The sequence below is a fragment of the Mycobacteroides franklinii genome (assembly GCF_001853795.1).
Taxonomy (GTDB): Bacteria; Actinomycetota; Actinomycetes; order Mycobacteriales; family Mycobacteriaceae; genus Mycobacterium; species Mycobacterium franklinii.
On the sequence record NZ_MLIK01000024.1, the window covers coordinates 221,380 to 244,421 of the forward strand.

General features: G+C 64.6%; 23 protein-coding genes. 18 read left to right on the top strand and 5 right to left on the bottom strand.

The window, feature by feature from the left end:
• The first annotated feature begins 119 nt into the window (after window positions 1–119).
• The 4 genes from fmt to ribD are packed head-to-tail and all read left to right on the top strand — an operon-like array spanning window position 120 to window position 4,197.
• The gene (gene fmt / locus BKG76_RS20500) at window positions 120–1,043 is read left to right on the top strand and encodes a methionyl-tRNA formyltransferase (RefSeq protein ID WP_083338152.1); all 924 of its coding nucleotides are present in this window, start codon (window positions 120–122) and stop codon (window positions 1,041–1,043) included.
• Complete coding sequence (locus tag BKG76_RS20505; RefSeq protein WP_070939549.1) at window positions 1,040–2,467, top strand: RsmB/NOP family class I SAM-dependent RNA methyltransferase; 1,428 nt, start codon at window positions 1,040–1,042, stop codon at window positions 2,465–2,467. Before fmt ends, BKG76_RS20505 begins: the two co-directional genes overlap by 4 nt.
• Window positions 2,468–2,507: 40 nt before the next feature.
• Window positions 2,508–3,173, top strand: coding sequence for a ribulose-phosphate 3-epimerase (gene rpe, locus BKG76_RS20510; protein ID WP_070939550.1), 666 nt, complete (start codon window positions 2,508–2,510; stop codon window positions 3,171–3,173).
• A gap of 1 nt (window position 3,174) precedes the next feature.
• Window positions 3,175–4,197: a bifunctional diaminohydroxyphosphoribosylaminopyrimidine deaminase/5-amino-6-(5-phosphoribosylamino)uracil reductase RibD gene (gene ribD / locus BKG76_RS20515; RefSeq protein WP_070939551.1), complete on the top strand. Its 1,023-nt coding sequence runs from the start codon at window positions 3,175–3,177 to the stop codon at window positions 4,195–4,197.
• Here the strand turns inward: ribD and BKG76_RS20520 are convergent.
• Both BKG76_RS20520 and BKG76_RS20525 read right to left on the bottom strand, forming a co-directional pair.
• Entirely contained in the window at window positions 4,165–5,703 is a 1,539-nt protein-coding gene (locus BKG76_RS20520; protein WP_070939552.1) for an MFS transporter, read from the bottom strand. The two genes, ribD and BKG76_RS20520, sit on opposite strands and share 33 nt — an antisense overlap.
• On the bottom strand, window positions 5,700–6,374 hold the full coding sequence (locus tag BKG76_RS20525) for an LppX_LprAFG lipoprotein (protein WP_070940024.1): 675 nt from the start codon (window positions 6,372–6,374) through the stop codon (window positions 5,700–5,702). Before BKG76_RS20525 ends, BKG76_RS20520 begins: the two co-directional genes overlap by 4 nt.
• A gap of 171 nt (window positions 6,375–6,545) precedes the next feature.
• Here BKG76_RS20525 and BKG76_RS20530 point away from each other — a divergent pair, with 171 nt between their 5' ends.
• The 4 genes from BKG76_RS20530 to BKG76_RS20545 all read left to right on the top strand — a co-directional run bounded on the left by BKG76_RS20530 (window position 6,546) and on the right by BKG76_RS20545 (window position 9,999).
• A complete protein-coding gene (locus BKG76_RS20530) occupies window positions 6,546–7,277 on the top strand; it encodes an Rv1815 family serine proteinase (protein ID WP_070939553.1) in 732 nt (243 codons plus the stop codon).
• Window positions 7,278–7,433: 156 nt separating this feature from the next.
• Complete coding sequence (locus BKG76_RS20535) at window positions 7,434–8,300, top strand: MetQ/NlpA family ABC transporter substrate-binding protein (RefSeq protein ID WP_070939554.1); 867 nt, start codon at window positions 7,434–7,436, stop codon at window positions 8,298–8,300.
• 8 nt (window positions 8,301–8,308) lie between these two features.
• On the top strand, window positions 8,309–9,340 hold the full coding sequence (locus BKG76_RS20540) for a methionine ABC transporter ATP-binding protein (protein WP_070939555.1): 1,032 nt from the start codon (window positions 8,309–8,311) through the stop codon (window positions 9,338–9,340).
• Window positions 9,337–9,999 (top strand): methionine ABC transporter permease, encoded by a 663-nt coding sequence (locus tag BKG76_RS20545; protein WP_070939556.1) that lies wholly within the window; start codon window positions 9,337–9,339, stop codon window positions 9,997–9,999. Before BKG76_RS20540 ends, BKG76_RS20545 begins: the two co-directional genes overlap by 4 nt.
• Here the strand turns inward: BKG76_RS20545 and BKG76_RS20550 are convergent, their stop codons facing one another.
• From BKG76_RS20550 to BKG76_RS20560, 3 genes are all read right to left on the bottom strand, one after another.
• A complete protein-coding gene (locus BKG76_RS20550; protein ID WP_070939557.1) occupies window positions 10,000–10,710 on the bottom strand; it encodes a hypothetical protein in 711 nt (236 codons plus the stop codon). It lies immediately after the preceding gene.
• A gap of 115 nt (window positions 10,711–10,825) precedes the next feature.
• The gene (locus tag BKG76_RS20555) at window positions 10,826–11,512 is read right to left on the bottom strand and encodes an MspA family porin (RefSeq protein ID WP_070940025.1); all 687 of its coding nucleotides are present in this window, start codon (window positions 11,510–11,512) and stop codon (window positions 10,826–10,828) included.
• A gap of 57 nt (window positions 11,513–11,569) precedes the next feature.
• On the bottom strand, window positions 11,570–12,244 hold the full coding sequence (locus BKG76_RS20560; RefSeq protein WP_070939558.1) for an MspA family porin: 675 nt from the start codon (window positions 12,242–12,244) through the stop codon (window positions 11,570–11,572).
• A 483-nt stretch (window positions 12,245–12,727) separates the two neighbouring features.
• Here BKG76_RS20560 and BKG76_RS20565 point away from each other — a divergent pair, with 483 nt between their 5' ends.
• From BKG76_RS20565 to eutC, 10 genes are all read left to right on the top strand, one after another.
• Window positions 12,728–13,330, top strand: a complete 603-nt coding sequence (locus BKG76_RS20565; RefSeq protein ID WP_070939559.1) for a hypothetical protein — start codon at window positions 12,728–12,730, stop codon at window positions 13,328–13,330.
• A gap of 58 nt (window positions 13,331–13,388) precedes the next feature.
• The gene (locus BKG76_RS20570) at window positions 13,389–13,982 is read left to right on the top strand and encodes a riboflavin synthase (protein WP_070939560.1); all 594 of its coding nucleotides are present in this window, start codon (window positions 13,389–13,391) and stop codon (window positions 13,980–13,982) included.
• Between the two features lie 134 nt (window positions 13,983–14,116).
• On the top strand, window positions 14,117–15,370 hold the full coding sequence (locus tag BKG76_RS20575; RefSeq protein ID WP_070939561.1) for a bifunctional 3,4-dihydroxy-2-butanone-4-phosphate synthase/GTP cyclohydrolase II: 1,254 nt from the start codon (window positions 14,117–14,119) through the stop codon (window positions 15,368–15,370).
• Window positions 15,367–15,849, top strand: coding sequence for a 6,7-dimethyl-8-ribityllumazine synthase (ribH, locus tag BKG76_RS20580; RefSeq protein WP_070939562.1), 483 nt, complete (start codon window positions 15,367–15,369; stop codon window positions 15,847–15,849). Before BKG76_RS20575 ends, ribH begins: the two co-directional genes overlap by 4 nt.
• A 3-nt stretch (window positions 15,850–15,852) precedes the next feature.
• A complete protein-coding gene (locus tag BKG76_RS20585) occupies window positions 15,853–16,296 on the top strand; it encodes a PH domain-containing protein (RefSeq protein ID WP_070939563.1) in 444 nt (147 codons plus the stop codon).
• Between the two features lie 144 nt (window positions 16,297–16,440).
• On the top strand, window positions 16,441–17,724 hold the full coding sequence (locus BKG76_RS20590; RefSeq protein ID WP_070940026.1) for a helix-turn-helix domain-containing protein: 1,284 nt from the start codon (window positions 16,441–16,443) through the stop codon (window positions 17,722–17,724).
• Between the two features lie 106 nt (window positions 17,725–17,830).
• On the top strand, window positions 17,831–19,354 hold the full coding sequence (gene exaC, locus BKG76_RS20595) for an acetaldehyde dehydrogenase ExaC (protein WP_070939564.1): 1,524 nt from the start codon (window positions 17,831–17,833) through the stop codon (window positions 19,352–19,354).
• Between the two features lie 71 nt (window positions 19,355–19,425).
• Complete coding sequence (gene eat, locus BKG76_RS20600) at window positions 19,426–20,853, top strand: ethanolamine permease (protein WP_070939565.1); 1,428 nt, start codon at window positions 19,426–19,428, stop codon at window positions 20,851–20,853.
• The gene (locus tag BKG76_RS20605; RefSeq protein ID WP_070939566.1) at window positions 20,850–22,265 is read left to right on the top strand and encodes an ethanolamine ammonia-lyase subunit EutB; all 1,416 of its coding nucleotides are present in this window, start codon (window positions 20,850–20,852) and stop codon (window positions 22,263–22,265) included. Before eat ends, BKG76_RS20605 begins: the two co-directional genes overlap by 4 nt.
• Window positions 22,262–23,035: an ethanolamine ammonia-lyase subunit EutC gene (eutC, locus tag BKG76_RS20610; RefSeq protein ID WP_070939567.1), complete on the top strand. Its 774-nt coding sequence runs from the start codon at window positions 22,262–22,264 to the stop codon at window positions 23,033–23,035. The genes BKG76_RS20605 and eutC overlap by 4 nt, the downstream gene beginning before the upstream one ends.
• Window positions 23,036–23,042 lie beyond the last annotated feature (7 nt).

A 23,042-nucleotide genomic window follows, 5' to 3' on the forward strand; every position in this document is an offset into this window, starting at 1 on the left:
TGGTATCGGATGTATCCAGACTTCTTCCCGCTATCCTTGGCGAAGCCAGTGCCCCGTCCGGGCCGCGCCGGTCCGAGCGGGATTCGATGTGCGCGGTGCATCCTTCCTAGACTGGCGCGGTGCGCATAGTGTTCGCCGGTACTCCGGCCCCGGCGTTGCCGTCGCTAGAGAGGCTGTTGGCGTCTCGTCATGAGGTGGTCGCGGTGCTGACCCGACCCGACGCTCGCGCGGGCAGGGGGCGGGCATCGGCGGCTTCGCCGGTGGCGGAGCTGGCGCGCGAACACGGACTCCCGGTGCTCACCCCGGCGCGCCCCAACGATCCCGCGTTCGTCGGCGATTTAGCGGAACTCGATGTCGATTGCTGCGCCGTCGTGGCCTACGGGGCCTTGCTCAAACCGGAGCTGCTGGCAGTGCCCAGGCACGGCTGGGTAAATCTGCATTTCTCGTTGCTTCCCGCCTGGCGTGGGGCGGCTCCGGTACAAGCTTCTATCGCCGCTGGCGATGAGATCACAGGCGCCACAACATTTCTCATTGAGCCCGCGCTGGACAGTGGGCCCGTGTACGGGGTGGTGACCGAGCGAATCTTGCCGGCTGACACCGCCGGTGCGTTGTTGGGCAGGCTGGCCGAGTCCGGTGCGGGATTGCTCGAATCGACGATGGACGGGATCGAGGAAGGGGCGTTGGTGGCCGTGCCGCAAGCCGCTGACGGCGTGAGTACCGCGCCGAAAATCACGGTGGAGCAGGCACGCATCCGCTGGGAGCTGCCCGCACACGCGATTGATCGCCATATACGGGCCATGACGCCCGAGCCGGGAGCCTGGACCACGATTGGCGAGACACGGGTCAAGGTTGGACCGGTCGGGATCGAGGCCGATGAGCAATTGCCGCCCGGCGCGGTTGCGGTCCGCAAACGTGACGTGTTGGTGGGCACCGGAACCGTCGCGATCGCACTCAATGAGGTACAGCCCCAGGGCAAGAAATTGATGAACGCCGCCGATTGGGCGCGCGGCGCGCGACTGGACTCGGAGGTTCACGCACTATGAGCACACGTCCGCCGCGCCGACGGCCCAATCCGGATTCGCGTCAGGGTCCTCGCCAGGATTCACGCTCGCCGGAGCGTGCGCGCAACAAACTCGACCCGCCGCGCCAGGCCGCGCTCGACGTCCTGCGTGCGGTGTCTCGGCACGATGCGTATGCCAATCTGGCATTGCCCGCACTGCTGCGTGAACGCGGTATCACCGGGCGTGATGCCGCCTTTGCCACCGAGCTCACCTATGGAACATGTAGGGCCCGTGGGCTTCTCGATGCGGTGATCGCGTCGGCGGCGGATCGCCCGATCGATCAGGTTGACGAGGGTCTGCGCGACCCGCTGCGACTGGGTGCCTATCAGTTGTTGCGGACCCGTGTGGAGCCCCATGCCGCCCTATCGACCACCGTGGACGCGGTTGCCGTCGAATTTGACCAGGGTAGAGCGGGTTTCGTGAATGCGGTGTTGCGGACCATCTCCCGACGCGATGAGTCGGGATGGGTGGACGAGTTGTCCCCGCCGGAATCCGATCGGATCGGACGGCTTGCCTTTGCGACGGCTCACCCCCGGTGGATTGCGCAGGCCTTCTCCGATGCGCTCGGACCGGCAGGCTCGGAGCTCGCCGACGTGCTCGCCAGTGACGACGAGCGCCCCGTGGTTCACCTCGCCGCACGTCCGGGTCATATCGACGCGGCAACGCTGGCCGAAGAGGTGGGCGGCACCGTCGGTCGCTACTCGCCCTATGCGGTGTACCTGCCCGGTGGCAACCCGGGCCGGCTGGAGTCGGTCCGCGACGGCCTGGCGCAGGTACAGGACGAAGGTAGTCAGCTGGTCGCCCGCGCGACCGCGTTGGCTCCGCTGGATGGCGCCGACGAGCAGTGGCTCGATCTATGCGCCGGGCCGGGCGGCAAAACCGCACTGCTGGGGGCGCTGGCAGCCGAGCGTGGTGCTCATGTCACGGCGGTCGAGGTCGCTGCCCATCGGGCCCAGTTGGTGGCCACGGCCGCGAAATCCTTGCCGGTGACCGTGCTCACCGTCGACGGGCGCGAGAGCGGGCTGCCGTCGGCGTCCTTCGATCGTGTGCTGGTCGACGCGCCGTGCACGGGGCTCGGAGCGCTGCGCCGTCGTCCGGAGGCTCGCTGGCGCCGGCAGCCGGGTGACATCCCGGCACTGGTGAAACTGCAGCGTGAATTGCTCTCCAGTGCCATCGAATTGACTCGGCCGGGCGGCATCATCGTGTACAGCACCTGCTCGCCGCACCTGGCGGAGACGGTCGGGGTGGTCTCGGATGCGGTGCGACGTCATGCGGTGACTGCCGAGGATGCTCGCGCGGTGTTCCCCGGTGTGGACGGGCTGGGCGACACGGATGCGGTGCAGCTGTGGCCGCACCGGCACGGTACTGACGCGATGTTCACCGCCCTGCTGCGCAAACACGCATAAAGCGGCACATAAGCTGAACGACATGTCTCTTCGCGCTCCCATGATTGCCCCGTCGATCCTGTCCGCTGATTTCGCGCGTCTCGCCGACGAGATGGCGGCCGTGGCCGGAGCCGACTGGTTGCACGTGGACGTGATGGACGGGCATTTCGTCCCGAACCTGACGCTCGGCCTTCCTGTTGTCGACAGCCTGCTGGCCGCGACCGATATCCCCATCGATTGCCACCTGATGATCGACAACCCGGATCGTTGGGCACCCGGATACGCCGAGGCGGGGGCACACAACGTGACGTTCCATGCCGAGGCCACCGAGAATCCTGTCGCCGTCGCCCGCGACATTCGGGCCGCGGGAGCCAAGGCGGGCCTGAGCATCAAGCCGGGTACGCCGCTGGAGCCATATCTCGAGGTACTCAAGGACTTTGACACGCTGTTGGTGATGTCGGTCGAGCCCGGATTCGGCGGACAGTCGTTTATCGCAGGTGTGCTGGACAAGGTGCGCACGGTGCGCAAGCTCGTCGATTCTGGTGAGCTGACCGTGCTGGTGGAGATCGACGGCGGCATCAACGCCGACACGATCGAGCAGGCAGCGGAGGCGGGCGTCGACTGTTTCGTGGCCGGTTCCGCGGTCTACGGGGCACAGGACCCCGAAGCGGCGGTGCGGGCGCTGCGTGAGCAGGCCGCCAGGGCCGCAGCACATTTGGCTCGTTGATATGAGCAACCCGATCGACCTCGATGTCGCCATGGATCTGGCGATCAGGGCTGCCGAGGAGGTCAAGGGCAGTACCTATCCGAATCCGCCTGTGGGCGCAGTCATCCTGGATGCGGCGGGAGCGGTCGTCGGCGTGGGTGGCACTCGTCCGCCAGGTCAGGAGCATGCCGAGGTGGTCGCATTGGCGGCGGCCGGCGCCAATGCGCGGGGCGGCACCGCCATTGTCACCCTGGAGCCGTGCAACCACCAGGGCAGAACCGGCCCATGCGTGGATGCACTTGTCGCGGCAGGTGTTTCGCGTGTCGTCTACGCGGTGGCTGACCCGAATCCGCAGGCCGCCGGGGGAGCCGAGCGGCTACGCGCGCTGGGTGTTGACGTCATCGACGGTCTCGCCGCCGACCGGGTGTCGGCGGGGCCGCTGCGAGAGTGGCTGTACAAACAACGCACCGGACGTCCCCATGTCACCTGGAAGTATGGCGCCAGTGTCGACGGTCGCAGTGCCGCCAATGACGGCACCAGCCAATGGATCACCAGCGAGCAGTCGCGGGCCGACGTGCATCGGCGGAGAGCCTTCGCCGATGCCATTCTGGTGGGCACCGGCACCGTCTTCGCCGACGACCCGCAGCTCACCGCGCGCACCCCCGATAACGAGCTGGTGGCGCATCAGCCACTGCGCGTCGTGGTTGGTATGCGCGAAGTGTCCATGGACGCAAAGGTTTTGAACGACGATTCGCACACGATGGTGATCCGGACGCACGATCCGGCCGAGGTGCTCGCGGCCCTGGCGGACCGCACCGACATCATCCTGGAGGGCGGACCCACACTGGCGGGGGCCTTCCTGCGCGCCGGCCTGGTGGACCGGATTCTGGCCTACCTTGCCCCGATGCTGTTGGGTGGCAACGTCCCCGCTGTGGAGGACGTTGGCGTCACCACCCTCTCACGCGCGTTGCACTGGGAGTACGACCAGATCGAGCGGATGGGGCCCGACGTGCTACTGAGCCTCGTTCCCCGCCTTGCGGTGTGAACCAATAAATATCGCGATGACCGCGGCGACCACACAGACGACTGCCGTGATGGCGAACATCTCGCTGTACATCTGGCTGTAGGCGTGGATGCTCCGGTCCAGGAGCTGCTGTTGCAGCACAAAGAGATTCGGCTTGCCTTCCGGCTTGGGCTCCTTGGCGGCCAGTGCGTCGAAGTTCTGGTAGAAGCGGTGAATGCCCCAGCCGCCGAGCGCGGCCATGCCGATGAGCATTCCCGTCATTCGGGCCACCACCACAAGTGCCGAGGCGATGCCGTGCTGGGCAGCGGGCACCACGCGTAGCGCTGCCGAGGACAGCGGGCCGATCACCAGGCCCAGACCCACACCGGCGACCACCAGGTCCGTGTCCAACCGCGGCAGCGTGAAGAAACCGAAGTTGTGCACGGCCGACAACACGTCGACGGGCCAGCCGGAGATCAGGTAGTACCCGAACGCGGCGATGAGCAAGCCGATCACCGCGATGATCCGGTCGCCGAATCGGGTGGCCAACCAGCCGCCGATGACCGCGCCGATCGGCAGTGCGACGAGGAACCTGGACAACAAGAAGACCGCGTCGGCCTTGTCCATCTGCAGCACGCCCTGCCCGAGGAGCTCGATGTTGACCAGTGTCACCATCAGGGCCGCGCCGGCCGCCAGGGATGCGCCCAAGGCCGCGAAGAACGGCCCGAACCGAACGCCTTCGGGTTTGATCAGCCGGGTCGTGGCCCGCGATTCCCACAGGATGAACGTCGCGAATGCGACGCCGGATCCGATCAGGACCGGCAACGCCCATTCGGGCAGCGCGGAGACCTTGGGGTCGGGGCTGTACAGCCCGACGACCAGCAGAGCCAGCGCGACGGCCAGCAGCGCGCCACCGACGACGTCGACCTTCGGACGATTCGGGTCGTGTTGATGTGCCGGAACACTGAACTGCACCAACACGATGGCGATGATCGCCAGCGGCACGTTGACCCAGAAGATCGCGGTCCATGAACCGAACAGCCATACGCACAGCACGCCGTAGAGCGGGCCCAGCACGCTGCCGAGCTCCTGCGCGGCACCAATGCCACCGAGAACGGTCGCACGGTTGCGTTGCGACCACAGATCGGCACCCAGGGCCAGGGTGACCGGAAGCAGCGCGCCGCTGGCCACACCTTGGATGACGCGGCCGGTGACCAGCATCGTCAGATCGGTGGACATGGCGGTGACGACGGAACCTATCGCGAAGCCGGCCAGTGCCAGTTGCAGGATGAGTCGTCGACCGAATCGGTCGGAGGCCTGTCCGAGTAGCGGCATCGCGGCGATGTACCCGAGCAGATAGCCCGTGACGATCGGGGTGACCTGCTGGATGTTGTTGAGCGCGATACCGACGGTGGTCATGATGTCGGTGATGACGCTGACCACGACGTACGTGTCGAGGGCGCCCAACAGCACCGCCAGGCTTCCGGCGCCTATTGCGATGCTGCGATGCCGCAGCGGGAGTGCGGTGTCCTGGGCTGTGGCCGTCACGAGGCGGGCTTGTCGACAGTGACCGGCTTACCCCAGTCGGACAGCGACATCTCGATGGTGTTGCCCGGGGAGGTGTCGACGCTGATCTTGGTCAGCGCGTGGTTGCCGTCCTTGGCGATCCAAGCCTTCGCGGGAATGTCGGCGGTGAGCTTGGAGCCGGCGAAGGTGTTCAGCGCGTCCTTGCTCATCGTTCCACTCACCAGAACGGAGTCGACACCGTCGATGGTCTCGGTCTTCTCCGACTTGGCGTTGGTGATATTCGACAGCAGGTTGGCCAGGCCCTTGTTCGGGTCGAGGATCAGCCCGATGTCGTAGATGTCCTTGACGGGCCCCATGCTGGTGTAAGCGGTGCCGAGCTGGGCGAACAGCTCGCCGTCCACGACGACGAACGGCAGCTCCAGTCCGCCGGTCTTGGCGGTGCCCTTGGCGGCCACGGCGGGTGTGGTGGTCAGGTCGCCGGTGAGGTCGGAGAGCTTGAGCGTGGGCTTGTCGCCGGTGACCTTGAGCACGATGTGCGTGCTGGTCTGTGTCTTGGTGGTGGCCGCCGATTCGCTGAGTAGCGTGGCGGCCTCGGGCAGATTGGGGTCGGCCTTGTCGGTCTTGGAGCAGCCGGCCAATGCGATGGCGGCGACTGCGACAGGAATCAGAGCGAGGCGGATGCGGTTGCGCATGAGTCCGATCGTAGAGGCTGAGCGCGACACCGGGGAGGCTCGTGACACCTCGACGTTGCTGGCGATGAAATTGACACTCCAGCAATCCGCCGCCATGCTCGTTTGCAGGGCGGGATTGTCAACCGAGGGCTGGTTGTTGTGAAAAACGTGAGCAGAGCACTGGCATGTGGTGTGTCCGCTGTCGCCGCGGTTGCCGGCGTTCTTGTTGCTTCACCTGCGCTTTCGGCCGCCGATCCAGTCTCTGAAACTGCTCCCAAGATTGTCGCTTTCCCGGGCATGTCGATTGTTCAGGGGGACAGTCGGTGCACTCTTGGCTATGTCGATCCGGTATCTCGGATCGGCCTGACGGCAGGTCACTGCAATGCCACCGGATCGATTGTCGATCTGGCAGGCAATCGCGTCGGCGAGGTGCTGTTGATGAGCCGGAACCTGCCCACCGGTGGTGCGATCGGCCCCGGCGATGTCGTCTCGGACTATGAGGGCATGGCTTTCGCACCTGGTGTGGAGCTGAGCAGCAACTTGCCCAATGGTCTGGCGCTGCGGATGGCGCAGAATGCGGGTCCCGAGCCAGGCCTGCCGGTATGTCTGATGGGATCGGTGTCCGGCGAGACCTGCGGCAAGGTCGACGCGATCAACAACGGTTGGTTCACCATGACGGATGTCGGTGGGCAGCACGGTGATTCAGGCGGACCGGTGTACACGATCACCCAACCCGGCCAGGCGCTGTTGGTAGGTATCTATTCGTTGCGCTGGGGCGGGAGGCCCGCCGCCATGTCGTGGTCGGCGATATCGGCTCAGATGCAGTCGCAATTGGTGGCGCAGATGCCGGCCGCCGGGCCTGGTAACGGTGGTCCGGAACTGCCTGCCCCGCCTGTCCCGTCGGCGGTCCCCGCGGCTTCGTAGGTTTCGCCTACTCGTTTTCACGGTCTGCAGGTTGGGCGCATTGCGCTTTTCCTTCTGATATTGTGGCGCCGTTCTGGGGCCATATTACAATTTGCTGAGCCTTCAGATATTGCACAATGTCAACCATTGTGATCACGCTGAATTTGAAAGGCTGACATGAAGCGCATCGCTATTTTTCTTGCCGCACTCGCGACAGTCATGGGAGGTGCCGCGTGCTCTGGTAGCGATGGAGGCGGTGGAAACATCGTGCGTATCGGGACAACTGAGGCGGGGAAGGACTCGTGGGACGTCTTCGTCGACGAGGCAGGGAAGGCGGGAATCAAACTCGTCACCACTAACTTCACGGACTATGGCCAGCCGAACGTGGCACTGACGCAAAAACAGATCGATGTAAATTTATTTCAGCATCTTCGTTTCCTGGGTGAATACAACGTCGCCAGTAATGCAACGCTTGCACCGGTGGGCGCCACCTATGTGGTGCCGCTTGGTCTGTATTCGCAAAAGCACCGGGCACTCGCCGATATCCCTCAGGGCGGGCAGATAGCGATCCCCAACGATCCGCCGAATCAGGCCCGCGCCCTGTTTGTGCTGAAAGCGGCCGGACTCATCGCCCTCAAGGGTGGACGTGCGACACCGAGTGCCGCCGATATCGACAAGGGGGCCTCGAGGGTCACGGTGGCACTTGTCGACGCGGCTCAGACGCCGTTGTCGCTGAAGTCGATTGACGGTGCCGTCATCAACAACACCTATTTGGCGCAGTCGGATATCGATCCGAAGAGTGCGCTGTACGCGGACGATCCGACAAGTCCAGGCGCCGAGCCTTACATCAACGTCATCGTGGCGCGCGCCGAGGAGAAGGACAACCCCACCTATCAGAAACTCGTCGATGTCTTCCATTCTCCGGCCGTCACCGAGGCATATGCCAAGGAAAGCAAGGGAACTCAACTGACGGTGACCAAGAGTGGGCCGGACTGCGCGGCGATCCTGGGAAGGATCGAACAGCAGATCCGCAACGAGAAGTGATCAGGGAAATGACCGGCACCGCGCCGCTCATCCGGTTCGAGAACGTCACCAAGACCTTCCGGGTGGGCAAGAAAACGGTGGCCGCGATTGATGACGTATCCCTCGATATTGCCGGAGGCGAGGTGTTCGCCATGATCGGCTACTCCGGGGCGGGAAAGAGCACGCTGGTGCGCCTCATCAACGGGCTGGAGCGGCCCACCTCGGGTCGCGTTATCGTGGACGGCGCCGAGGTGAGCGCGCTGCGAGAGCGTGAATTGCGTCGCCTGCGTCGCGATATCGGCATGATCTTTCAACAGTTCAATCTGTTCAGGTCGCGCACGGTGGCGGGAAACATTGCCTATCCGCTCCGGGTGGCCGGATGGGCCGCCGAGAAGCGAAATGCGCGGGTCGCCGAGCTGCTCGAGTTCGTCGGGCTCGGCGACAAGGCGAAGAGTTATCCGGACCAGCTCTCCGGCGGCCAGAAGCAACGCGTCGGCATCGCACGGGCGCTGGCGACATCGCCTTCGGTCTTGTTGGCCGACGAGGCCACCAGTGCCTTGGACCCGGAAACCACCGGCGATGTACTGCGACTGTTACGCGCGGTCAACGATGAGTTCGGGGTGACCATCGTGGTGATCACCCATGAAATGGACGTGGTTCGCACTGTTGCCGATCGTGTGGCCGTGCTCGCCGACGGCAGGGTGGTGGAGACCGGAAGCGTCTTCGACGTCTTTTCCGCACCGCAGAGCGAGGCGGGCAAGCGGTTCGTCGGAACGGTGCTGCAGAACACTCCGAGCGGTGCCGATGTAGAACGAATAACACAGCGGCACAAGGGAAATATCGTCTCGGTCGAGATCAGTGAGGGTGTGCACATCGGCCCGGCGCTAGCGCACGCCACTGAGCTGGGTGTGCGTTTCGAAGTAGTTTACGGCGGCATCACCACGTTGCAATCCCGCTCCTTCGGCAATCTCACACTCGAACTCGAAGGTGCCGATGATCAAGTGGCTCAGGTTATCTCGGACCTATCCGAAGTGACGACGGTTCAACAGGTGGCACGATGACGACAAATTGGGACCGGTTGCGACCGCAACTGTTCGAGGCGTTTGGCGACACCCTGTACATGGTGTCGATCACCCTGGTGGTGGGCGGCCTCATCGGTTTGGGGCTGGGAGTGTTGTTGTACACCACCAGGTCCGGTGGGCTGCTGCAGAACCGGGTATTGCACACCCTGCTCAATGTCGTGGTGAACATCATCCGGCCCATACCGTTCGTGGTGCTGATCGCCGCGCTTGGTCCCATCACCCTCGGGGTGGTGGGGACGACGATCGGTACCACGGCGGTGGTGTTCGTGATGATCGTCGCGGCATCCTTCGCGATTGCCCGCATCGTCGAACAGAATCTGGTGACCATCGACCCCGGGGTCATCGAAGCGGCTCGCGCCGTCGGTGCCGGACCGTTGCGCATCATCCTGACGCTCTTGGTGCCGGAAGCGCTGGGGCCGTTGATCCTCGGCTATACCTTCGTGCTGATCGGCATCGTCGATATGTCCGCGATGGCGGGGCTGGTCGGCGGCGGCGGCCTCGGTGACTTCGCCATCGTGCAGGGTTACCAGCGCTTCAATTGGCAGGTGACGATCGTGTCTACTGTCATCATCATCGCGCTGGTCCAGGCGGCCCAATTCCTCGGAAACTATCTGGCGCGCAAGGCGCTGCGGCGGTAGTTACCCGGCAGGAGCCGGCGCGGGCGGTGCCGCGGGAGGCGGGGGTGTGCCAGGTGCTGCCGGCGCTGCTCCCTCGGGAGCCTCGGGGGGTGTCCAGTGCCATTGCTCGGGTGGAGGCGCCTGAGAGTCGTCGCCGAGGCCCGGAATCCGGGTGCCGGGCGGCGGGGCGGTGCCCGGGAGCGGCTCGTTGAGTGTCTCTTTGTTCCCGCGGTTGACGAAGCCGCCTCGATACTGACCGTTTTGGTATCCGTGCCAGAGGTGCTTGAGGGCCTCGGTCTTGGTCAGGTCGGCGTTCTCCTCGCCGGGCTCGACGTCAAACAGCTGTCCCTGCCCGGGTGCCGCGGGCTTGATGTTCTGCGGCATCAGGTATTGGTTGTTGAGCGCATTCGTATTGGGCGCTTGTTGTGTGTCGGGCGATGTGCCGGGTGCGGACGGGGTGCTGTTCTGCGCCAGCACGAATTCGTTGACCGCACCCTGCTTGAGGTCCGGCAGCGGCGTCGGCAGGCCGGCAGGCCCCTCGCCGCGGCCGGTGCTCTGTTCGAGGGGAGAGAAGAGGCCCTGCTGCGGCGGCAGATTCGCCGGCACATCGGGTGAATAGGCATCGCTGGTACCGGTCATGCCGGGCACCGGGGCCGGCGGGGGAGCCGGGTCGGCGGATGCAACCGCCGGGAACGCGAATATCGAACCCAGGGCGAACGCCCCCGCCGCCATCCGTGGGGTAGGTGACTTCCTGGCTGAGCGGCGGTGACTGCCCGTCACTGGCTTCTCCTCTGGGTTCGATACACGCTGTGTCTTCTGTTCTCCGTGAAAATCGAAAGACGTTGTATCAGAACGTCTTTGTCACACCGTAGTAGGCGACGATGTCATCGTTGTCCTTCGACGAGCTGGTCATCACCGCGTAGGAACGCAGGAAGGACTGCCCGACGCAACCATCGATCTTGATATGGACATCCTTCAGCGTGACGCGGGCTTCCTTGCCCTTGTACTTCTTCTTGTCGACGCTGACGTTGATGACCTCACCCGGCTGCGGGTGGACTTCGATGGAACCGGTGATACCCGCGCTCAGTGTGGGGACACCGGCGGCGCTGATCGCCGGTGTGATGCTGGCACCGCCGTTGAGCTTGACCCACGCCAGGCTGATACCGCAACCGATCTGGTAGCCGGCTTCCAGGGTGCCGCCGCCCAGGGTGGTGCTACCCGCTCCGGTCACCGACCCGGTGAAGGTACCGCCCACCAGGTACTCACGCGAGGACAGCGAGGTGGTCAGCGGGGGGATGGGCAGCTGGGTTTCGTCCTTGGCGGCGACCTTCAGGTTCCAGCCGTCGGGCGTGGTGACGATGCCCGGGTCCTCCGAGGCGACGATGCCGTTGTCCGGTGGCGGACCATCGGCGACCGGTGGCGCGTCGGCGACCGGCTGCACCGGGGCCGGTGGATCGCCGGGATCTGCGAGGGCGAACGGCGCGGTAACGGCCAGCGCGCACACGGCGGTGGCGGCGGCAAGGCTCTTCAACATGGGGGTGGCACCTCTCGTGCTCAGGAATGAGGAGTTCTGATGTGTGTCGTTCATCTGTCAGACAGCCTTGGTGACGCCCATGTAGGTGACCACGTCGTCGGTGTTGTCAGTGGAGCTGGTCATCGTCGCGTACGACCGGATGAAGGATTGACCCACGCAGCTATCGATCTTGATACGGAACCCGGTGATGGTGGTTCGGGTGGTCTTGCCCTCAAAAGTCTTCTTGTTGACCGGGACAATGGTGACCTGTCCCGGCTTGAGGTCGACCTTGACCAGGCCGTTGATCGGGAGGGAAACGCTCGTCAGGCCACCGGTTCCGAAACCGCCGGTGAGGCCGATACCGGCGGTCAGCTCGACGGGGCCACCCATGATGCCGCAGCCGATCTGGTAACCGGCTTCCAGCGATCCACCGGCGAGCTTGGTCTTGCCGGCACCCGAGACGGCACCAATGAAGCTTCCGCCCACGATGTACTCGCGGGACGAGAGCGCCGTGGTCAGCGGCGCGACCGGCAACAAGGTCTCGTTCTTTCCGGCAACGGTAACGGTCCAGCCGTCGGGGGTGATCAAGTTTCCTGGCTCGGCAGAAGCAATGAAGCCATCCGGCGGCGGAGGCGCATCATTGGCAACAGGCTGTGCGGGAACTGGGGCCGGATCTTCGGGATCGGCAAACGCGAGGGGCGCTGTCAGCGCGAGCGCGCAAACAGTAGTCAGCGAGACGAGACTTTTCAGCATGGGCGATAGGGCCTCTCAGGTCCGTTTGTCCGATATGGGAGCTGTCCCGACGAATGATTGGGTGGCTTTATGTCGGAACGGTAAAGGGACAGATAACAGTTAGCGCCCAATGTCTATCTATTTCGAACGTCTGCCCACACCGTTCGAACCGGCGTGATCGGAAGTTGAAAACTCATCTGCCTGGGAAATCATGTTCAAGGTGACAGATACCTCACTGTAAGCAATGTGACTGCTGAGGACGCTGGGGGTGCTAGTCGCAGATCACTTTCAACGCGTAGTGGAAATCCTTGCTGCCATCAGTTGTTAATTTGGCATTCAGGCTAGCGCCAGTCAGGGCGCCGTGGATTCCCTATAGTCAGATCCGAACGGCATCGCGTGGGTCCCACTTATGTGTCTTATGGTCTGTGGGCGGCGAGGCCGCTGGTCTGTCACGCAGTGTCGCGGAGTCCGCCCTCGTGCAGCCGATCATCTGGAGAGGAATCGATGAGGCTACTGAATATCCGCCGCTACCTGGCGGTTCCCGCCGTCGCCGCGTTTGCCGCGGGTCTTGCCGTAGCGCCCGGCTCTTATGCGGATCCCAACGACACCGGCCCCGGCGTGCCCATCCCGCCTCCGGCTCCCGCGCAGGTGGTGGATCAGCCCATCGCCGCGGGGCAGCCACCGGCCAGCGCCGAAGCTCCCGCGCAGCCTCTCGAGGTCCCGGCCGGCGACAGTGACGCGGCTGTCATCGCGTGTTCGAAGATGTCCAACGCAATGGCCTACGCCGCCACCAACTACTCGGATTTCGCTAACGAGATGTCGGTAGCTCAGGGTGACTACTCGAACGCCATTGCCGCCAATACGAATGTGGTCGGCCGGACCGCTGTGCGCGAAGCCGCAGAGGTGGCCAACGATGCCGCTAACACGCCCGGATTGGCTCCAGAGCTTGCGACACCCATGCACGCGTGGTCCGGTGACGCGTACAAGCTCGTGGTCCTGATGGGCCTGCGCATTGGGCAGGACTCTGTCAACGGCAAGGCCGGCGACCTCAACAAGGATGCCAACGATGTGCAGGTCGCCTGTGCCGCGGCGGGAACCCGAGCCTGAACGGGATTGCCCGATAAGGCCATCAAGAGGGGCGTGGCGGCAACGCTAGGCTTGTCGAATGTTCACAGGAATCGTTGAGGAGCTGGGCGAGATCCTGGGCAGGGAAGATCTAGGCGACGCTGCCCGTCTCACCGTGCTCGGCCCCCTCGTCGTCGAAGACGCGAAACATGGCGACTCGATCGCCGTCAACGGCGTCTGCCTGACGGTGGTCGACGTGCGCGAGGGAGGCGTCTTCACCACTGACGTGATGGGCGAGACGCTGTCGCGGTCCAGCCTGGACAAGATCGATACGGGCGCCAAGGTCAATCTGGAACGGGCGGCGGCGGTGAACAGCCGCCTCGGCGGCCACATCGTCCAGGGGCATGTCGACGGCACTGCGAACGTGCTGTCGCGCACACCGTCGGAGAACTGGGAAGTAGTGCGGGTCTCACTACCCGAGTCGGTGGCCAAGTATGTCGTCGAAAAGGGCTCGATCACCGTGGACGGGGTGTCGCTGACGGTCTCGGCGCTGGGACGGGACTGGTTCGAGGTGTCGCTCATCCCCACCACGCTGGGCTTGACCACCTTGGGGGCCGCGGTGGTGGGAACCGCGGTCAATCTCGAGGTGGATGTGATCGCCAAGTACGTCGAACGCCTGCTCGAACACCGGTGAGGCGCCCAACCCCCGGCGCACGCGGAAAGCATCAAGCCCGCTGCTAGTTCCACTGAGTGAACAGCGCGCGAATCGACGAAACCGCGGTGGTTCATAATTGAGATGCCCACACGCCCCTAACGAGAGTGGTCCCCATGACCAGGTTGGACAGCATCGAACGCGCTGTCGCCGATATCGCCGCCGGTAAGGCCATCGTCGTCGTCGACGATGAGGATCGGGAGAACGAAGGCGATCTGATTTTCGCTGCCGAGAAAGCCACCCCAGAGTTGGTGGCCTTCATGGTGCGGTACACCTCGGGGTACCTGTGCGTACCGCTGGCGGGGGAGGATTGCGATCGCCTCGGCCTGCTGCCCCAATATGCGGTGAATCAGGACAAGCACGGCACCGCCTACACCGTCACCGTTGACGCGAAAAACGGTATCGGAACCGGGATTTCGGCTTCCGACCGCGCGGCCACCATGCGACTGTTGGCAGATGCCGCAAGTGCCCCCGATGACTTCACGAAACCCGGGCACGTGGTTCCATTGCGCGCCAAGGAAGGTGGGGTGCTGCGTCGCCCCGGCCACACCGAGGCATCGGTTGACCTCGCCAAGCTCGCGGGACTACGTCCGGCCGCGGTGATTTGCGAGATCGTCAGCCAAAAGGACGAGGGCGCGATGGCCCAGACCGAAGAGCTACGGGTCTTTGCCGACGAACACAACCTGGCGCTGGTGTCGATCGCCGATTTGATCGAGTGGCGGCGCAAGCACGAGAAGCATGTGGAGCGGATCGCCGAGGCGCGCATCCCCACCCAACACGGTGAGTTCCGGGCAGTGGGATACACCAGCATCTATGACGACGTGGAACACGTGGCCTTGGTGCTCGGAGATATCTCGGGCCCCGAGGGCGACGGAAACGACGTGCTGGTGCGCGTGCACTCCGAGTGTTTGACCGGTGACGTATTCGGTTCGCGCCGTTGCGATTGCGGTCCGCAGTTGGATGCCGCGATGGAGATGGTGGCCAAGGAAGGCCGCGGCATTGTGCTGTACATGCGCGGCCACGAGGGCCGCGGCATCGGTCTCATGCACAAGTTGCAGGCTTACCAGTTACAGGATGCCGGCGAGGACACCGTGGACGCCAATCTGAAGCTCGGCCTGCCTGCCGACGCACGCGATTACGGTTTGGGTGCACAGATTCTGGTCGACCTGGGCGTGAAGTCGATGCGGCTGTTGACGAACAACCCCGCCAAGCGTGTGGGGCTGGACGGCTATGGATTGCACATCATCGAGCGGGTACCGCTGCCCGTGCGGGCGAACTCGGAGAACATCCGCTATCTGCGCACCAAGCGGGACCGGATGGGGCATGACCTCGCCGATCTCGACGATCACCCCGAGGCTGATGGCGCGTGAGCGGCGAGGGAATCCCGTCACTGAAGGTCGGTGACGCGTCCGGTATCAGTCTGGCGATCGTGGCCAGCACGTGGCATGAGCAGATCTGCACCGCGCTGCTTGAGGGCGCACAGCGGGTGGCCACCGAGGCGGGTATCGATCGTCCGACCGTGGTGCGGGTGCTGGGCGCCATCGAGATTCCGGTGGTCGCGCAGGCGTTGGCGCGCACGCACGACGCGGTCGTCGCACTCGGAGTTGTGATCCAAGGCGGGACACCGCATTTCGGCTACGTCTGCGACGCGGTGACCACAGGTCTGACGCGAGTCTCCTTGGATACCAGTACGCCGGTCGCCAACGGTGTGCTCACCGTGAACAACGAACAGCAGGCGATCGACCGTGCCGGACTGCCGGGCTCTGCCGAGGACAAGGGCGCCCAGGCGGCGGCCGCCGCTCTGGACACCGCGCTGACCCTGCGCCGGCTCCGTCAGCCGTGGGTGTGAGGCGTGGCCGACGCTGACTGGGACATTGTCCTCAAACCGCACTTGTCGCCGTATTTCGTGTACGGGGCCGCCTTCATCATCACGGCGGCGCATATCGCCGTAGGTGTGTTGTTGAAGATCTCGCCCAGCGGCGTCATCTTCAAGACCTCGGACCAGGTTGGCATCGCCCTGGTGGGCATCGTCATCGCCTGTGTGGTTCTGATGTTCGCGCGTCCGCGTGTGCGCGCTGGGGCGTCCGGCATCGAGGTGCGCAACGTGTTGGGGCCCAAGCTCATTCCGTGGCCCGAGGTGGTCGGGGTGTCGTTTCCGCCGGGTGCGCAGTGGGCGCGCCTGGATTTGGAGGACTTCGAGTACGAGCCGATGATGGCCATCCAGGCGATCGACAAGCAACGCGCTGTCGACGCGATGGATGCGCTCCGGGAAGTACTGGGCAAGTACCGCGGCTAGCTTCGCGGCCACCTGTGCGGAGGTTCTCCTATCCGCGGCCGATCAGTTATCTCGTGCAGTTTCCCCTCCCGGCGCCGAGGGCCAAGTATCGTGTGAATACCGGCCGTGCCTGCAAGAATGACAACGGCAGAGAGCTTGGAGATCGTGGCGACTACGAGAACAACAGGGCGTCGTGGGTTTGCCCGCGCGTCGCTGACGTCCGTACGTGACGCGCACGACCTCTTCGTGGCGGGCCGGGTAGATGGTTCGTACCTCGAGTCGATACCCCTGCCGCGTCTGGTGACCGAGAGCTGGCAGCGCAGCCTCGCGACCGGGGTCGACCCCGATCGCGGGCCTGGTGAAGCGGCTGCTGCGACGCACCTGACCGAATTGCGCAGCAGTCACCCGCTTGCCGGGGCCCTGCCCGTCATCCGTCGCCTGCTCGTGGATCACGCCACCGATTCGGGTGTGCTCGTCGGGGTCACTGCTGCCGACGGCGCGCTGCTCTGGGTGGAGGGTGATTCCGGGGCGGGCCGTAAGGCCGCGGCGATGAACTTTGTACCCGGTGCCGACTGGAGTGAACGAGCGGTGGGCACCAATGCCCCGGGTACCGCCCTGGCGCTGGATCGCGAGGTACAGATCAGCGGTAGTGAACACTTCTGCAGGCTTGTCCGGCCGTGGTCGTGCACCGCAGTCCCGATACATGATCCGCTGACCGGGACGCCGTTGGGCAGTCTCGATCTGACGGGCGGCGTGGAAGTGGCTTCGGCCCAAACCTTGGCCCTGGTGCGCGCCACCGCGGTTGCCGTCGAGCATTTCATCGCCCTGGAGTACCCCCGAAGCAGCCGACCAGAGGCCGAGACCGGCCCCCGGCTGACCGTGCTCGGCGCCAACCGTCCGGTTCTGCATATCGCCGACGGTGGGCACGCACATCGTCTATCCGGACGTCATGCCGAGATCTTGGCGCTGTTACTCCGGCATCCCGAGGGGCTGAGTGCAGACCATCTCGCGATGCTGCTCGACGAGAACGATCTCGACGTGGTGACCATCCGCGCGGAAATGTCGCGACTGCGCCGCATCGTGGGCGATGAGTTGATCGGGTCCCGGCCATATCGGCTGCTCAAGCACGTGCGAAGCGATATGGGCGACGTCTTCTCGGCGCTCCGGGCCGGTGATATCGCCACAGCCATGGATCACTACGCGGGGCAGCTGTTGCCTCGTTCGGCCGCACCGGCGGTGGGGCGGCTACGCCTGGAACTGAGTTCGAGCCTTCGCGGCGCCGTCCTGGTCAGCGGTGATCTGCATCTGCTGCGCCGGTGGCTCGACCTGCCTGAGGCGCGTGATGATCGCGAGGGATGGCAGGGGTTATACGACCATCCCGGCGTAGGCGCGATCATGCAGTCGGAAGCCCGCGGTCACCTCATCGCCCTGGATTCCGATCTGGCCTGAGTGCGGGCCCGAGCCGGGCCTAGAAAGTTGCAACCGTGCTGCAACGGGCCGAAACCTACCTTCAGTGATCACCGACACATCTGTCGCTTGAAGGTAGGAGACCTCCGTGACTGTTTATGCCCGCCCGGGTGCGCAGGGATCGCTGATGACTTTCGCATCCCGCTACGAGAATTTCATTGGCGGGCAATGGGTTCCCCCGGCCGAGGGGCGGTACTTCGAAAACCGCACCCCCGTGACAGGGGAGGTGTTCTGCGAGATACCGCGCTCGGGTGAAGTCGATGTGGAGAAGGCACTCGATGCCGCGCATGCCGCCGCGCCAGGCTGGGCCAAGACCTCACCGGCCGACAGGGCGCTCATCCTCAACCGGATCGCCGACCGAATGGAATCCAACCTGGAGTCCATCGCCGTGGCCGAGTCGTGGGACAACGGCAAGCCCATCCGCGAAACCCTGAACGCCGATATCCCCCTGGCCGTCGATCACTTCCGGTACTTCGCCGGTGTACTTCGGGCACAGGAGGGTTCACTATCGGAAATCGACGAGGACACCGTCGCCTACCATTTCCACGAGCCCCTCGGCGTCGTCGGACAGATCATCCCGTGGAACTTTCCGCTGTTGATGGCGAGCTGGAAATTGGCCCCCGCCATTGCCGCGGGCAACACGGTGGTGCTCAAGCCCGCCGAACAAACCCCGGCGTCGATTCTCTACTTGTTCTCGCTCATCGGCGATCTGCTACCGCCGGGTGTGGTGAACATCGTCAACGGATTCGGCGTGGAAGCGGGCAAGCCGCTGGCCTCCAGCAGCCGGATCGCCAAGATCGCGTTCACCGGCGAGACCAGCACGGGCCGCTTGATCATGCAGTACGCCAGCCAGAACCTGATCCCGGTCACCCTGGAGCTCGGTGGCAAGAGCCCCAACCTGTTCTTCTCCGACGTGATGTCTGCCAGTGACGATTTCCAGGACAAAGCCCTGGAGGGGTTCACGATGTTCGCATTCAATCAGGGCGAGGTCTGCACCTGTCCCTCGCGCAGTGTGATCCAGGCTGACATCTTCGACGACTTCTTGGGGCTGGCCGCCATCCGCACCAAGGCCATCCGTCAGGGCAATCCGCTGGACACCGAGACCATGATGGGTGCGCAGGCGTCTCATGAGCAGCTCGAGAAGATCCTGTCCTACATCGATATCGGTAAAGCCGAAGGGGCGCGGCTGGTTACCGGCGGTGAGCGCGCGGATCTGGGAGGCGACCTGGCGGGCGGGTACTACGTCACGCCGACGGTCTTCGCCGGGAACAACTCGATGCGAATCTTCCAGGAGGAGATTTTCGGGCCGGTGTTGGCCGTGACCTCGTTCGCGGATTACGACGACGCCATCTCCATCGCCAACGACACCCCGTATGGGTTGGGGGCGGGCGTATGGAGCCGCAACGGCAACATCGCCTACCGCGCCGGCCGGGATATCAAGGCGGGCCGCGTGTGGACCAACTGCTATCACCAGTACCCCGCGCACGCTGCCTTCGGTGGATACAAGCGGTCCGGCATCGGCCGCGAGAACCACAAGATGATGCTCGACCACTACCAGCAGACCAAGAATCTGCTGGTGTCCTACAGCTCCAAGGCCCAGGGATTCTTCTGATAGCCATGCGCAATATAGCCCGAAAGTGAAGTCATCCAACTGAATTGATCTGCAGAGAGCAAGGAAACAATATGGCGACCACCAGGAACGGCCTCGTCGAGGAGCATCTCGAGAGCGCGGACTATCTACGCAAGCGCCAACTCAAATCGGGCAGCGCGGGCTGGCTGCTGCTCGCCGGCCTCGGCGTGAGTTATGTGGTGTCAGGCGACTATTCGGGCTGGAACTTCGGTCTTGGCCAGGGCGGGTTCGGCGGGCTGGCCATCGCCACCGTGGTGATCGCCGGCATGTACCTGGCACTGGTGCTGGGCATGGCGGAGCTCTCGTCGGCGCTACCGACTGCCGGCGGCGGCTACACCTTCGCGCGGCGTGCGCTGGGGCCGTGGGGTGGATTCGCCACGGGTACAGCCATTCTCATCGAGTACTCGATCGCCCCAGCCGCCATAGCCACCTTCATCGGCGCCTACGTGCAGTCTCTGGGGCTGTTCGGCATCACCAACGGATGGTGGGTCTACCTGGCGGCCTACGCCCTTTTCATCGGGATCCATTTGTCGGGTGTCGGAGAGGCGCTGAAGGTGATGTTCGCCATCACGGCCATTGCCTTGCTCGGCCTGCTGATCTTCGCGGTCGCCGCCGCCGCTCATTTCGATATCCACAACCTGACCAACATCGCGGTGGACGAAAGTGCGGCCGGGGCCTCCAGCATCCTGCCGCACGGATACCTGGGTATCTGGGCCGCCATTCCGTTCGCCATCTGGTTCTTCCTCGCGGTGGAGGGTGTTCCGCTGGCCGCCGAGGAGACGGCGAACCCGGAACGCAATGTGCCGCGCGGGATTATCGCTGCCATCGCGGTGCTATTGGTTACCTGTGCGACGGCGCTGGTGCTCACCACCGGAGCAGGTGGTGCGGAGCAGATGTCGGATTCGGGCAATCCGCTGGTTGAGGCGCTCGGTCACGGTACCGCCGCCAAGCTGGTCAACTACATCGGGCTGGCCGGGCTCATCGCGAGCTTCTTCTCGATCATCTACGCGTACTCACGGCAGCTGTTCGCACTCTCTCGCGCGGGTTATCTCCCGACGGTTCTGTCGGTGACCAACTCGCGCAAGGCGCCCACGCTGGCCTTGATCGTCCCCGGCATCGTCGGATTCGCGCTGTCCTTGACCGGACACGGTGACCTGCTACTGAACATGGCGGTCTTCGGTGCCGCCCTCAGCTATGTGCTGATGATGGTCAGCCATATCGCGCTGCGGGTGCGTGAGCCGAATATGCCGCGGCCCTATCGCACGCCGGGTGGAATCGCGACCACCAGCTTCGCCCTCGTGGTCGCGGTGTTGGCCGTCATCGCAACATTCCTGGTCAATCCGGTCGCGGCGGGACTGTGCCTGGCAGTGTTCGCGGCGTTCATGCTGTACTTCGCCCTGTACAGCCGCCATCGGCTGGTGGCGAACTCGCCGGACGAGGAATTCGCGATGCTGGCGGAGGCGGAAAGCGAGCTCACGTGAAATATCGGCAGCAGGTCGCCGGGGCGAACTACGCCTTCGACGGGCTTGTGGATGTCATGGCCAAGGCGACGCCGCTGCGGTCGGGTGATGAGCTTGCCGGATGTGCGGCGGCCTCGGATGCCGAACGGGCCGCCGCGGCCTGGGTTCTCGCGGACCTGCCGCTCGACACCTTCCTCAACGAGGCGGTGGTGCCCTACGAAAGCGATGAGGTCACCAGGCTGATCATCGATAGCCACGACCGCCGGGCCTACGGTGCCATCTCGCACCTGACGGTCGGTGGTTTTCGGGATTGGTTGTTGGACAACGCGTCCCGAGATGATGGCGCCGAGCGGATTACCGCCGCCTCCGCGGGAATCACCCCGGAGATGGCGGCGGCGGTCAGCAAGATCATGCGCAATCAGGATCTGGTCGCGGTGGGCGCCGCCATGCAGGTGAGTGCGGCCTTCCGCACCACCGTCGGCGGCAAGGGCACACTGGCCACCCGCTTGCAACCGAACCACCCCACCGACGATCCGCGCGGAGTCGCCGCCGCGGTGCTGGACGGGCTACTTCTGGGATGTGGTGACGCCGTCATCGGCATCAACCCGGCGACCGATTCACCGGAGGCCACATCGGATTTGCTTCATCTGCTCGACTCCATCAGATCGCGTTACGAGATCCCGACCCAGTCATGCGTTCTCTCGCACATCACGACGACGATCGGACTCATCGAGCGGGGAGCGCCGGTAGATCTGACGTTCCAATCGATTGCCGGCACCGAGGGCGCCAATTCTGCTTTCGGAGTGGATATTGCGCTGCTGCGCGAGGGGCGCGATGCCACCAGGGCCCTACACCGGGGGACCGTCGGGGACAATGTCATGTACCTCGAAACCGGTCAGGGATCGGCCTTGAGTTCAGGTGCTCACCTGGGTACCAGCGGTAAACCCGTCGACCAGCAGACCCTGGAGACGCGCGCTTACGCGGTGGCCCGTGACCTCGAGCCGTTCCTGGTCAACACCGTCGTCGGATTCATTGGGCCCGAATACCTCTATGACGGCAAACAGATCATTCGCGCCGGATTGGAAGACCATTTCTGCGGCAAGCTGCTGGGACTGCCGATGGGTGTCGACGTCTGCTACACCAATCATGCCGAAGCCGATCAGAACGATATGGACACGCTGCTGATCCTGCTCGCCGCCGCGGGCGTGGCGTTTGTCATCACCGTTCCCGGCGCCGACGACGTCATGCTGGGCTATCAGAGTCTGTCGTTTCACGATGTCCTGCAGGCGCGCCGGACGCTGGGCCTGCGCCCGGCGCCAGAGTTCGAGCAGTGGCTGCATACCATCGGAATGGTCGACGATGACGGTCGCCTGACACCCTTCGACGTGACCAGCTCACCGTTGCGCGCACTGACCATGTCGGGCGCTCGATGACAACCGGTGATGTTGACCGCCAGAGGTTTTGGACAGAGCTGAGACTGAACACCCAGGCCCGGATCGGTTTGGACAGGGCGGGCAACGCGCTGCACACTCGCGACGTGCTGGACTTGGCTGCCGCCCACGCGACCGCTCGAGACGCTGTGCACGTGCCGCTGGATGCCGAGCGCCTCGCCGCCGAGGTCACCGGTATCGGCTTGGGGACGCCCGCCGTGGTCACCAGCCAAGTGAGTTCTCGGGCAGAGTATCTGCGTAGACCCGACCTCGGCCGGTTGCCCGCCGATTTGTCCGCGGTGCCGCCTCAGGCTGCTGACATCGGAATCGTACTGGCGGACGGTCTTTCGCCCACCGCCCTCATGCGCCACGGGGTTCCGCTGGTGCGCGAGCTCGTGCTGCGGCTTGGCGACTCGTACACGCTGGCCGCACCGGTGATCGCCACCCAGGCCCGGGTCGCGCTGGGCGATCACATCGCCGCGCAAGGGCGGTACCGCACGCTGATCGTCGTCATCGGGGAGCGGCCCGGGCTCAGCGTTGTCGACAGCCTCGGCATTTATCTCACGCATCTGCCCCGGCCCGGTTGTACCGACGCGGACCGCAATTGCATCTCCAACATCCACCCACCCGACGGGCTCAGCTATCGGGAAGCCGCGCACATCGCGGCCAGCCTGGTCAGTGGCGCGCGCCAGCTGGGGCGGTCCGGGGTGGCGCTCAAGGACACCTCGCGCGCCTCGGCCATCGACGACGCCGGGCAGGGCGCGCTGGGCTGATCGGACT